Annotated in this window: 16 protein-coding genes; 2 read left to right on the top strand and 14 right to left on the bottom strand. The window is 40.9% G+C overall.

Features of this window, described 5'->3' with window-relative positions:
- Positions 1-187 precede the first annotated feature (187 nt).
- The 13 genes from GT748_RS14185 to GT748_RS14125 form a co-directional block, all read right to left on the bottom strand.
- On the bottom strand, positions 188-1,465 hold the full coding sequence (locus GT748_RS14185) for a hypothetical protein (protein WP_134108022.1): 1,278 nt from the start codon (positions 1,463-1,465) through the stop codon (positions 188-190).
- 12 nt (positions 1,466-1,477) lie between these two features.
- The gene (locus GT748_RS14180; RefSeq protein WP_134108024.1) at positions 1,478-2,053 is read right to left on the bottom strand and encodes a hypothetical protein; all 576 of its coding nucleotides are present in this window, start codon (positions 2,051-2,053) and stop codon (positions 1,478-1,480) included.
- 1,068 nt (positions 2,054-3,121) lie between these two features.
- Entirely contained in the window at positions 3,122-3,757 is a 636-nt protein-coding gene (locus GT748_RS14175) for a thioredoxin family protein (RefSeq protein ID WP_134108026.1), read from the bottom strand.
- Entirely contained in the window at positions 3,754-4,770 is a 1,017-nt protein-coding gene (locus GT748_RS14170) for a DUF2599 domain-containing protein (protein ID WP_161222376.1), read from the bottom strand. Before GT748_RS14170 ends, GT748_RS14175 begins: the two co-directional genes overlap by 4 nt.
- Positions 4,771-4,828: 58 nt before the next feature.
- On the bottom strand, positions 4,829-5,134 hold the full coding sequence (locus GT748_RS14165; RefSeq protein ID WP_161222375.1) for a hypothetical protein: 306 nt from the start codon (positions 5,132-5,134) through the stop codon (positions 4,829-4,831).
- A 328-nt stretch (positions 5,135-5,462) separates the two neighbouring features.
- Positions 5,463-5,615 carry a hypothetical protein gene (locus GT748_RS14160; protein WP_161222374.1) on the bottom strand — a complete coding sequence of 51 codons (153 nt, stop codon included), beginning with the start codon at positions 5,613-5,615 and terminating at the stop codon, positions 5,463-5,465.
- Positions 5,612-6,202 carry an accessory gene regulator B family protein gene (locus GT748_RS14155; RefSeq protein WP_134108030.1) on the bottom strand — a complete coding sequence of 197 codons (591 nt, stop codon included), beginning with the start codon at positions 6,200-6,202 and terminating at the stop codon, positions 5,612-5,614. The genes GT748_RS14160 and GT748_RS14155 overlap by 4 nt, the downstream gene beginning before the upstream one ends.
- A gap of 89 nt (positions 6,203-6,291) precedes the next feature.
- Entirely contained in the window at positions 6,292-7,581 is a 1,290-nt protein-coding gene (locus GT748_RS14150; protein ID WP_134108032.1) for a sensor histidine kinase, read from the bottom strand.
- Entirely contained in the window at positions 7,581-8,297 is a 717-nt protein-coding gene (locus tag GT748_RS14145) for a LytR/AlgR family response regulator transcription factor (protein WP_050006382.1), read from the bottom strand. The genes GT748_RS14150 and GT748_RS14145 overlap by 1 nt, the downstream gene beginning before the upstream one ends.
- 613 nt (positions 8,298-8,910) lie before the next feature.
- Positions 8,911-9,339, bottom strand: a complete 429-nt coding sequence (locus GT748_RS14140) for a hypothetical protein (RefSeq protein WP_134108034.1) — start codon at positions 9,337-9,339, stop codon at positions 8,911-8,913.
- A gap of 133 nt (positions 9,340-9,472) precedes the next feature.
- Positions 9,473-10,168, bottom strand: coding sequence for a DUF4367 domain-containing protein (locus tag GT748_RS14135; RefSeq protein WP_050006785.1), 696 nt, complete (start codon positions 10,166-10,168; stop codon positions 9,473-9,475).
- Positions 10,143-10,718 carry an RNA polymerase sigma factor gene (locus GT748_RS14130; RefSeq protein WP_134108035.1) on the bottom strand — a complete coding sequence of 192 codons (576 nt, stop codon included), beginning with the start codon at positions 10,716-10,718 and terminating at the stop codon, positions 10,143-10,145. The genes GT748_RS14135 and GT748_RS14130 overlap by 26 nt, the downstream gene beginning before the upstream one ends.
- 17 nt (positions 10,719-10,735) lie before the next feature.
- Positions 10,736-11,092, bottom strand: coding sequence for a helix-turn-helix domain-containing protein (locus tag GT748_RS14125; protein WP_082052378.1), 357 nt, complete (start codon positions 11,090-11,092; stop codon positions 10,736-10,738).
- Between the two features lie 423 nt (positions 11,093-11,515).
- Between GT748_RS14125 and GT748_RS14120 the strand changes: the two genes are divergently transcribed.
- Complete coding sequence (locus tag GT748_RS14120) at positions 11,516-11,998, top strand: helix-turn-helix transcriptional regulator (RefSeq protein WP_134108037.1); 483 nt, start codon at positions 11,516-11,518, stop codon at positions 11,996-11,998.
- A gap of 693 nt (positions 11,999-12,691) precedes the next feature.
- Here the strand turns inward: GT748_RS14120 and GT748_RS14115 are convergent.
- The gene (locus tag GT748_RS14115; RefSeq protein WP_134108039.1) at positions 12,692-13,015 is read right to left on the bottom strand and encodes a hypothetical protein; all 324 of its coding nucleotides are present in this window, start codon (positions 13,013-13,015) and stop codon (positions 12,692-12,694) included.
- Positions 13,016-13,328: 313 nt separating this feature from the next.
- Here GT748_RS14115 and GT748_RS14110 point away from each other — a divergent pair.
- On the top strand, positions 13,329-13,516 hold a 188-nt coding region (locus GT748_RS14110), incomplete at its 3' end, for a transposase (protein WP_161222372.1).

Genomic DNA, 13,516 nt, shown 5'->3' with positions numbered 1-13,516 from the left:
GTGCTTTTGCCTGCGCCATTGGGCCCCAAAAGGCCGTAAAGGCCCGGGCCGAGAGTGAAACTCACTCCGGCCAGGGCTTTTCGACTTGTCTTTTGGTTGTTGTATATCTTAGTAAGGTGGTAGAGTTCTATCTGTCGCTTCATATCAGACACAGAATCTCTCCTTGAATATTATTGCAGAAATAAATTTATTGAATATTAAAATTTTTTAATTGTATTATTCGGAAATCCGGAGTACTGCTCCAATAACTTTTTTTATTAATCAACGCGTATACAGGCAACATCAGTGATTGTTTTTCTAAGTTGCCATTCGGATCATTTCCAATATAACTTTTTTCCTCATATTTTTTTAGTATCAAAAAGTCAGATTCACTTTGTGCCATGATTGATGCATTGAAACCTTCTTCTTGTAGAGTTATTGGCGTTACAGTCCCATCCGTGCATTTGATTGCATATAAATCATTAGTGTTTTTATCCAAAACAAAAAAGTGATTGTCATATATATCTCCGACTAGCATGTAACCAGTTGAGTCTTCTCCTGAAAACACTTTATTGTTAAGTATATCTTCTTCCCCGTTTTTCAGTGAAAGAACTCGTGCCTTACCATCGCTCGGACTAAAGGAGTATGCTTTTTCATGGGAAATGACGTAAGACCTATCACTATATTTGAAATCATTCACTGTACGTATAGAATTTGTTTGTAAAGAAAAAACTTGCAATTTACACCGTGCATTTTCATCCGAAAAAGTAGTCTGTTGTAATACCAATCCATCGGAAGTTGTTCCCAATAGGCGATATGAAGAATTGTGCTCTAATTCTAAAAGTGAAGAAAATACACCAGTATTTGTTGCCAAACAAACAATTTCAGTCAGGCCTGTATCTACGTTTACGGCCAAAAAATACAATGATTCCCCATCAAAAGCAAATGCGGTGTTTTCCAAAAAATATTCATCGCTGAAAGTATATAATGTTGACCTATTAGCACCATTTAAATCCATTTTGATTATTTTTGCCGGTTCAGATGGTACATTGCTACTGGGCGCGCTTCCTAACACCACAACATACAAATTTTCGCTTGTACAAAATAATGAAGCTCCGCCGGGACATTCTCCTAGATAGCTTGTGTCTGATTCCTCGTTGTGCAAAGATTGTGGTTCACTAGAAAGATAGACTATTTGCTGTGTTAGATAGTCAACATAAAAGATATTGTATTCACCTTTTGAATTCTGGAGTAATATATAACTTCCCTTGTCAGTTCCCGTAACTTGATTGTTAAAAATTCCTGTACAAGTAGTTACAAGATAGGGACTAAGAGCAGAAATGGATTCCTCTTTCAAATTGTTTTCCAAAACTTGCTCTGAATGTGCGACGGACTTTGTAGGCACCTCTACTCCACAACTTGTATATATAATTATAATAGAGAGCAAAAGCACAAATACAATACACCATAAAGAAGTTTTTTTCATTGAATAGTACCTTTATTTTTGTTTGGATGGTCCATCGGCCATGTACCAGGTTTGATTGACTCCGGTATAGTTCCATGTACAATAGTTTCCGATACCATGTGTAGTTACAAATACCGGAGAGGTATGGTTGTAACGGGCAGGTAATCGTAGTTTGACTTGAGTTGGACTCACGGAGTGATTGCCCTCTAATGTGACATTGTAATCATTATAAATGTTTCCATTTGAGGGTAGCATATCGCAAATAGTTCCTACTGCACTTCTATTCGCGTTTAATGCGAGAGATTTGTTTTGATTTGATCTCAGAACAGCGGTACGATTGTACTGACCGTAAGAGGTCCAATCTACATACCACTCTTGACTGATATCGCCAGTTGCTTGCCACAACGAAACTTTTGTTCCCGAAACAACAGCTCCATTTGTATGGCAATTAAGTACATATCGTGGCGCATCATATTCCTTCGCTGTTCTAAAGTGATATGCGTGAGCTGTATCTTCTGGCGGATTGGTATCAGCAAAAACGGGAGTGGTAAATGTGATAGCCAGTATTAGAGCTAACGAAAAAGACAATATTTGAGCGATATGTTTCATAAGAAGACCTCCTTACAATAATTACGGTTTAAGGCGCGGCAGCCAGCTGCGTCTTTTTCCATCTCAGAGCCGAAGCTGTTAGAATGGGAGAGTAACGGGCATGACAGAAAATACTTTGGGCTAACATGCCCATTAGCTGCCTCTCTCATTCGAAGCATTCGATTTGCTCAGATTGTACCGCCGGACATTTCGGTGTGTTCGTGTCACTGAGGAGATTGAACAAGCAATGAGTAAAAGCGGGATGCCATATCCAATCACACAGGAGGGACTTTACGAACGTAATCGCAAAATGTGGCCACGCATAGACAGATATGAGATAATGGTTCTAGGAAGTAGCGAAAGTTCCCAGAAGTAAATGTTAAAGGGTGTGCCACGGATGAAAAGCATCGAGTTGAAGCATGAGACCAAAAAGCAGGAGTGAGCGGCACGTATATAGGACGGCCGTAGCAGCGGGATGACAGTCCGAGCGTGGTGCGGACAAGAGGGAATAACAGCAACAATCTACTACCACTGAGAACGGAATCTGCTGGCAGCGGCAGAAACAGAGTCACGCTTGGGTGTACAAACCACTACGTTTACGGAGCTGTCAGTACCGAAACAGGCGCTATGCAACGCTGTGGAACGTTGCACTACACTGCATAGCGGCAAGGGAGGCAGGTCGATGACCTACCTCCCTCATGTTTTATGCGCGGTTAGATTTAACGGTTACGAAACAACGGAGCAGATGGTCACTTAGGAAAGAATCAAATACCATGATACAGCAAAATTGACGAATAATGTAAGAATAGCTATAGTTCGAACATTTTTGAATATATTGGTGCTTATTTTCTTGGAGGTGAATTTTTCTAAACAAAAAGATATAACAAATAAACCCAATAACACTATATTTACAAGAAAAATTATTTGAAGGACAAAGCCTAAGGACACAATTAATTCTTCATAAAGTGTTGAGCCGGGATAATATTGGTAATAAACAATATAGCCTAATAGAAGACAACAAGAAATAGATATACAGATTAAGAGAAAAGTAGAGATAAATAATGTCTTTTTTTTGATCTTGTTTCCCTCCTAAGTTTTAAGAGTTGCTTCTAGATAATTGGAGAAATTTTCTAAAATGTTTTGCGATGAAATCTTTTGGATTCCACCATTTCCGTCAAATATCAATATTACAGGTACCTCATCGATTTCATACTTTTGCAAAACGTAGCGCAACGAAGTGGAATTGTCATTACGATCCTGTTGAGTATTGTAATAATATATTTTCTTTTGATATTTGGTTGAAAGTTCCATGAGCGAAGGATAAAATTCACGACATGCAGGACAATCGTCGCGTCCAATATAATATATCGCAGATGTTTGTGTTAGATTGGCTTTGGAAAGCTCATTGAGAGAAATACTAATGGGACGGCGATAGAACGCAATGGCGGGAAACTTATAAATTTGAATGACTAATAATGAAGTTACTAATATAATACCCCAAAGGGACAGTGAGAACCATTTAGAAGTTTTTTTGTTGTGTGCGCGAGTATAAAAGAAAATAAACCAGTTTATAAGTAATATGAAACCTGAGATTGCAATCAATGTCAAGGTTAAAGATGGAGCTCTAAAATAAAAAAGAAGCTCTCCATTATGCCAAACAATCAAAAAGAACGAGAGACTTGCAACAATAGCCGAACAAGCTATAAGAAATAACGTTTTTTTCATTCTGGATTACATCCCATGGAGAGTGTGTAACCATAGCCATAGTCAGGACGTAGTGGCTCTAAGTGCCATGTAGGTTTCAGACCAGCTATATTTACATGACAGTAAAATTGGTTGTAAATGCCGGTTTCATTGACCCAGTAATGTGTTTCCTGACGGAAACTACTATTGTAAACTGCACTCCAACGAAGCGCTTTGGCTGTCTCGTCAAGAAACTCTGTTCGCCATTCGCGTGGAGTAAGGGCCAAGGTATAATTCCACGGAGCGACATATGATTCCCATCCGCCGCTATAAAAGTATTTCTTGAATTCGGTATCGCTATAAAGTTGAATTCCGTATGTAACAGGATAGGTAACAGAAGTGTAATCCAGTTCAACGATAAAAGTGTTGTTTTCGACATGAGCATTAGCAGGTACGGGATTTCCAAGCGCATCATACGCATGAGGTGCGGAAATTCCGCCAATTGTTGTTTGTCCATTGTCGATAATCAGGTAAGATCCATCCTCGGGCTGCCCAATAGGCGCAGAAGGTATTAACGAATATCCCGTAGGCAAGTTAAGTTCATGTGTGAACTGACGAGGAGCGTTATTGGAATCAATGATACAATATTCGCGTAATCCTAATTCGTTGGCCTCAACGGAACAGGTGACGCTTTGGCCAATATTCCAATATACTTGATAATTTTCAATAGTCTGCACATTAGTAGGTGTGATAGGAATTCCTAATCCTAGAGTACAATTTTCGGACTCTACAAACGCAAAAGGTGTGCTTCCATTAGAGAATGAGACATGTTCAGAGAGCGGTAGGGAAGTGAGTTCGGTATAATCGTCAGATGCGGAGAGAGCACGTGGATCATTGGGAAAAGAACCACTTACTTGAGCGATATTATCAGCAGCAACATAGTCATTGAAAGCGTCAATGGTGGATGTAATGTCAGACTGTGCAAAAATAGTTGAACATAAAGCGGTCGCCAAAACAAAAGTAAGAGCAATAGGCAATAGTTTATGTTTACTCATCAGAATTATTCTCCTCATTATGGTTTTATGTAAAGCGTGAAGAATTTGGCGAATTGATTCAATTTCCGTCGGGGAAATAATCGCATCCCATGCCGCCAGTAACGTGTGTGAAATGACCATAGGCGGGACCTTCCCTCTTTAATGCATGGCAATTGTTGCAGTACCAATAATTTTTGAAGTAAACTTGACAATATCCATTGCCGAGCTTTTCATCAAATTTGATGGTAGTCGTGTAAGTGCCAGCACCCGCTTTATCGCAACAAGCTAAAGTGCGGGGAGTAATCGAATCAGACGTGGAAAGATGAGATGATGAAGTAATGGCCACAAGAAGAACCAAAGGAATACTCAATAGTTTATGAAACATAATATAATCCTCCAATATTAGCTATAAGTTTGAGTCGAAATCTCAAGAATTAGTAATTTTTACATAAAAGAATACTCTGGAACGCGACATGATTTGAAACTTATCGCTCTGAAAAGAAACTAAAATTGGAACATCCTAATCGGCCACCATCCTTATCTGTTTTGGGGCCTAGATTCTTGTACACTTGGGGCACTTCACGGAATTCATCGCGAAGACAATCTATCCAAACGACTGCTTTATCCCCTATTTTGTTCATCTCTAATATATCTTTGCGGAATTAATATAGCGCACGTTAGTGTTGATTTTACAAAGGGACCACTTGCAATAGTCACTCATTTGTTCTTGTTTCTTCTCGCTGAGGGCGCTGCGGCTGGTAATAGATGGGGACACTCGTAGGGGGCCACTCGCGCATATCGCGGTGAGCAAGGTCATCCAGTTTGCCAGCCAGTTTTTCAGAAAGAAAGGTTGCGATTTTGTTCATGATAATTTTACCTCCTTGAATTTTGATACAAAAAAGGAAATAGCGGCCGCTATGATTCCCATTTCACAATAAAGCGCACAGTTTGAATTTGCAAAAAAGATTTGAAGCAACAAAATCAAAAACAGATTCCATATAAGAATATGCTTCGCTTTTATCCAGGAAACAGCAAGTTCATCAGGAGTAAGCGGGCAGTTTGGATGGCTATAAGGAGATGAATTGAAAACAGCAAAAGAGAGACTGATGAATAAAATCCAAATAAGAATTGAAAGACTATACTGAACAAGGCTGTTTACAATGCTCAAACAGAAAATGGATACGCCAATCGACAAGAATAAGCATCGCAGCGGCGTCTTCGCGTGATAGCCACCGAGACGTCTGCGCAAAGATAAAATTCCTACAAGAAAACAGATCACTTGGTATGGCGTGGCAACAAGGCAGCCAAGCAGCATCATACCGGCAGTGGAAAGAAACATAGAAATGCGAGTTTGTAATGTATAGATGTACCAAGACCTTCTTGTTTCCGGAAGGCCACATTGGCTGATGAAAAAATCTGTGAGCCTCTCGCAGCAAGACAGGAGCAATAACATCCTCCTCCTTTAAGCTTAAAATAGCATTTTCACAATTCTTTCACAATGGATTTGTTCCCAACTGTCAAAAAATGTTCCCAACTGCACTTTTATGACAGAATTGAGACAAAATGAAATCGTGCGTCGTGGTAAAAAAGTGTATATTCATACCCATACTTTTGCATGATATGGGCAATATTTTGAAGACCGAAACCATGTAAACGTAGCTCAGCTTTATCGGTTGGTACGTAATTATTTTCGGAAATTTTTACTGGCAAAGATGAGTTCTCGACAGAGAGCAAAAAGTCCTCCTCTTTTTTTAGTATTTTTACATTGATATATGATGAATCGGGAAGTTTTCGACAGGCTTCGAGTGCATTGTCAAGAAGGTTCCCTAAGAGTGTGACAACATCTTCGTCTTTCATTGGGAAAGAAGATAAATCGTTTACAGTGAAGCGCATTGATGTGTTTTGAAGTTTGGCCTGTGTATATTTCTGATTGAGAATGGTATCGAGAATGGGGTGGTTTGTGCTGACAACACGAGTGTTTTCCGGTAGGTTCTGGGACAACACTTTTACATATTCTGTAGCTTTTTCGTAATGCTCCGCTTTAAGAAGCATATATAGTGTTGTAATGTGGTTATTGAAATCGTGTGTCAGTGCACGTTGCTCATTAAAGATGGCTTGGAGCGCATTTGTGGACTTCATGTTCTGATCAATTTCATGTTGGAGGGCAATATTTTTTTGCTGTAGGTTGGTACTGTATTCCAGCTTGCCAAGTAAAAGAAATAGTGAGATATTAAAAAGCAGTAAACCTATGCCGCTGAGGATTAGGTTGAAACTGATTTTATTTTGTGCCATTGCAATTTCAATGGTTACGCCAAATAAGAGGATTGAAAATACAGGAAACAGTAAGAGCGCAATCCAAGTGCTCGAACTCAGAATCATAGATGTTTTAGCTTTGAAAAGTCGGTAGATAATAATGGAGAATAGAAGTAGCAGAGTACGAGAGACGAAAGCACCGAGGATGTAAAGTGCGGAATTGGAAAGAGCATCGGAAAACGAGAAAGAAAAGATATATGAAATCCCCAGGAGCGTAAAGTAATCAAGTCCGGAAAGTATGATAAAAAAGGAACATAAGAGAAAGAGATGAAAAGGAAGTGCTCCAGTATAAAATATTTGAGAAAAGACAAGCCAGATGAGGATGGATATAAAAAGTTTTGTGACGAATGAGGTGGCGAGTATCGTGTTTAAGGGCAGCCAAAGGTAGAAGAGAAAGGTAGCTGAGAGCGGAAAGAAAAATCTGTATGATGTATACTTTCGTTCGAAAAATGTATTGAGTAAAAGTACAATACAGAATGTTTCTGTGCCAGTAGTCATTATCTCCATTAGATGTTCCATTATATTTCCCGCTCCTTCCACTGAAGAAATTTTTGTACGATATCAGTATAGTTTTGTCTGCTGCATGGCAGTTCAGTACTGTTGTCCATGTAGGCCAGTCGGTTTTGGATCCTTCGACAGCGAGAAAGATTGATTAAATAGCTTTTGTGTATTCGAAGAAATCCATGGGGTGCAAGAGTCTCTATCATGTCGGATAACTTCGCGTAGTAAAGAATGGAAGGATAGCGTGGAAGGGACGTATGTATTTGAATTTGACGTTTATAGCTTTCCATGTAGATGATAGATTTACAAGGGATGTCAACATTTACATGTTCATATGGCACACGGACTGAAATCTCCTTAGAGCCAATTTGTGGGAAGATCTCATCCATGCAACTCTCAAAAGTTCCATCCAAGTCACTTTTGAGAAGATATGCCGATGCATGCACAGAATAACCCATGATAGCGTATTCTATGAAAGCGGATACAAAAATCAAAATTGCATTCTCGTTTTTTGCTCTCAGGGCTTTGGCAATCTCAATCCCGCTAATTTCACCAAAGCGGACATCAAGAAAAACGATATCGTAAGACTCCAGAGAACTTTGTATGAAGTCGGCCGCCTGTTGAAAAAGGTGTAGATCAATGACATGGTGATGAGCATTGGAATACTGTTTTATCATATGAGCCAACTTATCGGTAAAAATTTTTTCGTCATCACAAATAGCAATTTGATACATTACGAAGTCTCCTCTCTCGCAATTTAGCAAAATTGCGATTCACCATAGAATACTTTGTATACGTGATAAAAATAGAATAGTTACATCAAGTGCGTATGCCGGCCAAAAAGTGCAGCTTGACCGCAGATGATGGTGCATCTCTGCCGCAGGAATTGTGTATTGTTTCCGCCAGGACGGTGCAACCATTCTGCAGGAATGGAGCGGGTTTCGGGGGGGAGCGGGGGAACGCTTTTCAAAGTGTTCCCCGCATAGAAGCGTTTCGCGGTCACTCACACATCAAGGATCTCTTTGTGATTGACCCTGGTATGACCTCCTAAAATGAATTCGTATCTTGCGATGCTAAATTCATTTTAACGGCTGCGTTGACATTGCACCATAATCACGGTGGCGATGCACCATTTTGCCGGTCTGCATCCACCATCCGGGCGGCCGAAGTGAATCGTTTCAGACGGCGTATTCAATCAAGCAAAAAATGGAGCTATAAGATATAGATATATTTCTAATGATTGTAACATGGACGAAGAACAATGTGAAGTACAAAGAAAAACAGCGGCATTGGTATATTTACCAATGCCGCTGTTGTCTTCCTCGAAAGATTTAAATGCGGGAATAATTATATTTTCTGTTCAATAGTTGCAGAAACAGGCTCTGCATAGCCATTTCGCGTGACAGTTCCGCTGACTTCTAACTTATAAGTTTTCCCGGAGCTGAAACTGTAGGAGTCAGACTTGAAGAATGAAGCGGAATATGTGGTGTGGCTGGTGCGCGCTACCTCTGTATAGCCGCCTAGCCAACCTTTCTCGTATAGTACCAAAGTAGCAGAAATCTTGGTTGTCCCGGAAACACCATTGATTGAGCAGGAATATGTTCCGGCGCTGCCAGAAATAGAAGGGATGATAGAAAGGGTGTTGACCCAAAATGGAGTAATGCTCTCTTGAGTGGTTGTTCCACCTTCCTGAGAAGAAAGCGGCTCAGCGGCAAAAGCGCTCATGCAAGATAGTGCGAGGACGACGGTAAGCACAATACAAATAAACTTTTTCATTGTATAACCTCCAAGAAAAATAAAGGAAGACATATTGGATACGTAAATACAATAAAAAGGTTACAGCTTCACAGAAAAAATTATATTGTTTTCTGAAGTTTAGGGCATTGCAGAGAACAACCGTTAGAAGATTTCATCCCATTTCGATATTTTCGGCAATATATATTGCCTCATTAAGCGATGCTGCCGTGGTCACTTGATAAAGAACATTTTGGTCAGCCCAAGTGAGAATGTTATTTCCGGATTCGTGACAGGTCCATAAGGCATCATTCGAGCCAAAAGATATTCGATAATAATCGGAATATTCGTTATCAAGTAATACCGTTTGAGGTTCATCCATTAATAGAATTTCTACTGTGCTGTATAAACCGTCCTTATTGACTGCTGCCATGTGGAAACGGGAATTATCTTGATAGGTAGACTCTACATAATAGCCCGACGGCCAGTACTTTATGTGAATGGTAGCAGGAAGGGAGTGGAGCTCTGAATCGGAAGAGAATATTATTTGATTAAATTTATCACGCCATTCGATAACGGTAGAGATGACAGCATCTTGAACGGCTTCAACAGGTGCAAAAATACAAGTAAAAACTGCGAGAAGACATGCTATAGATGCAGTGATCCGTTTTCCAGCTTTTTTAAGCATAAATAATTTTTGACGACGTTTTTCATCTGAGTCGATTTTGTGGATTTTTTGTTTGAGAAAATCAGAAGCTGGATATAGCTGATTGAGGTCATTCAAGGGAGGAAGTTGCCGCTGTTCATAAGCGGAGGCTTCAAGAACTGCGAATTCGAGAAGGGCATCAACTGATATCATGTTCTTGCTCAACTTGGTTTTCCTCCTGAAGGATATATGCTCGTAGCATATGGCGAGCTCTAGAAATGCGGACCTTTGTATTCGCTTCCGACATTCCTAATAGCGAGGCGATTTCTTTTATCCTATATCCTAGGACCGCAAGAGTTAGGGGAGCGCGATATTTTTCATCCATCTGCGATACAAAATTCACTGCCATATTTATAAGTTCGTGAGAAAATACACATTCTTCTATATCGGGGGTAACAGCGGGAAATTGTTCCCACTCGTTAATCAAATCGTTAGGATTTTCTTTGTGTTTTTTCTTTCGGAGTAAATCGATTGATGCGAACTTGGTCATTTGGATGATTAGAGCTCGAAGCCGTAAGGGATTTTCAGTTTGGATGGTGTCGATGTTATTAATGATTTTCAGAAAAACGTCTTGGGCAATATCCTCTGCATCCATATGATTTCTTGCAAGAGAATGCGCCGTTTGCAGGATTTGCCCAGTATAGTTTTCGTAAATCATTTGGAATTTACTTTTTTGTTCTGGCGTGTCCAACATCGCCAGATAAAACATAAGCATTTATTTCTCCTCCGGCATTATTCGTGTTCTTTTACGGCGGATGGTAAAGGCTGGGTCAAGTACCACTCAATATAGCTAATAATCATATTTTGCTGATATGAATTAGCGGATTGCAGCAAATGCATTATTTCTTCTGAAAAGTATTTTCCGCTATTAGAAGATTCTGCAGGAAGAAGGCTATAAGCAGAACAGTTTAGCTTTTCAGCAATTGCGTAAAGCAATTCATAGGAAGGAGCTTTGTTACCGACTTCAATATTACTGATATGTTGGTTTGTAACACCGACCATCTCGGCAAGTCTTTCTTGAGTTATAGAACAAGCGCGTCGGGCCAACTTTATTCGCTTTCCAATATCTCGATAAAGCTTATCGTTCATGGGAATCACCTCAAGTAAAGCCTATCAGATGATAAAATATTGAGTGAGAAACTTTAAGAATATGAATATATCTATAAGATGTATTATTGCTGCAAATTATAAAATTATGAGAATTTAACTATTTCAAATGGTTGTATTATTGGCGCGTTAAAGCACAGGGTCGTAACTATACAGTGTTTTATCCGTATCTTCGGTATGCGGTAATGAAGGTTAGATAGCATTGGCTAATGTTCAAGCATATTCACCGCAAAGAAAATGTAGGGGTGCGGTGAAGTATTTGGTGCGATGAGAGAGAGTATCTTTTCGTAGCAGATACATCAAGCAGACAAGCTGTATCATTTACAACGCGATCATCTACATGGATACGAGCTCCTCCGTGTGACCTTGTCCCAAAACAAGTTCACATCAGATGGAGGAGTAAAAATGAAGTATAATCATGCCATGGCAGAGAGGGAATATAAAAGAGAATGGAAAGCAGCCAAACTCGAAATGAGGAAGGCAGGGATGCAGAGAAAGCAAATCAGGGAAGCAGCGAAAGCATATCGGCTGGAATTCAATGGTGAGCGACGTTTTTACAGAAGGACCGATGTAGTGCCAGCCTGTGAAAGAGAGGACAGGCCACCCAAAGGGGTGGATACGCTTTTTCAAGAAAGTCATTCGATGCATTCACCTGATTTGGAAGATGATATTGGCGGGCTTATCGATCAGGTTGAACGCTCCGACCTCCTTTCCTGGTTAAGGAGTCTGACCGAGCAGCAGTATCGGGTTGTGGAGCTATATACCGAGGGATATGCAACAAGCGATATTGCGCAAATACTGTCTTTAGATAAGCAAACAGTTTTGAATCATAAAAATCGAGCGGTACAAAAATATAAGTCGATTATCCCCAAAGTATCAAAAGGATAAAAAGTATACATACAAAACAGCTGAGATAAAAAACCTCAGCTGTTTTATGCATTTTGCTGAATTTGAATAATTTTAAAAACAATGTGGTTAAAAACGGCTTTCTCAAGGGCTAGGGAGTGAGAGGGAAACTCTCGGCACTTTGAAAACAGAATATCCATCCTATACTGAACATTCTCTTCCAGCCGTAACCAGGGGTAAAACCAGGCCGGCAAGCGCGAATGGGATGCGCGAAGACAACCACGGTGGCCGTTGATAACCACTGAAACCGCAGAATATGGTATCGAGCGAATACAGTCCGCTGAAAGCACCCTGTGGCGGGGTGCAGCGCAATGACATGGAAAGAGGACAATGATACTTCCGTCCAGCCTTAGCCGCAAGCAAAGGGGGCGGCCGGCAGAGATCCTGCTGGGGGTGAGATTCCCATGATGGTACCAGCCAGTACCTACAGTATAGGATGCCTGGACAGTCAGGGAAGTAGTGTCGAATGTGGCTGTAAAATAAAAGCCATCTTCAGAAGCAAATCTGTTCTGCTTCTGGAGATGGACTCATTGAAGAGGGAGGGGTGAATATGTGGAGAGCAGTAATTGTTGTTGGAATTGTTTTTGCACTGCCGGCATACGCATGCATCGTTGTGGGCGCACGCAGTGAAGATAACCGGGCGGGCGGCAATTAATTCGCCCGCCCAGTTAAATGTCAATGATGGATGATGATGCCATGAGCTGTGCATAGCTTTTCCATTTCTTCTGCTGGGAAAGGATACGTGTATTTGTCAGTGCCAGTGTAAAAAATGAGATTCCAGGAGCCGCCATCCGAAAGCAAAAACTTCATAGTGTTAAATGCCGGGAGTTGTGCAAGAAGCTGCGCGGACAGCTTTACATAAAAATAGCTGTTGATCGAGCCGTGCTTACCCATAGATTCGATGGCGGCGGAAACCTCGCCATTTTCGCTTGCTTCGTTCATACGGTATGGCCGAATCCGCTCAAAGCAGGTGGCCTGGATCTCAATATTCTCTTTCACGGGACAGAATACTCCTATATATAATAATGTAAGGACTATGGCATCATCCATTATACCATGACGCCGTTGCAGGTGGCCACAACAAAACCGCATTCGCTGCGGTTTTGCGAGGTTCAATGTTCTCAAAGTCCGGTGCGTTAGCACAGAAGCGTATGCAGCACATACACGTAGCTGGAGTAGCGGCGGACTTGAGGCTATTATACCATGGGCACCGTACAACAAAATTTCATCCACTAAATCCTTGCATAGCTAAATAGTGTTTACACGAGCGATATGGTATAATGGGAGCAAGAGATCCGAAAGAGGTGTTCCCATGAGCAATGAACAACAACGCCACGACATCAGCGATGAGGTATGGAGCCTTCTGGAGCCGCATCTGCCAGGACAACGAGGGCAGTGGGGTGGAATAGCACAGGATAACCGGCGATTTATCAATGGCGTGTTTTGGATTTTACGCACAGGAGCACCGTGGCGGGATTTACCGCCGTTCTACGGGAAATG

It is taken from the genome of Bittarella massiliensis (ex Durand et al. 2017), assembly GCF_009876955.1.
In the GTDB taxonomy this organism is placed as follows: Bacteria; Bacillota; Clostridia; order Oscillospirales; family Ruminococcaceae; genus Bittarella; species Bittarella massiliensis.
This window is presented reverse-complemented; position numbering and strand designations above follow the sequence as displayed.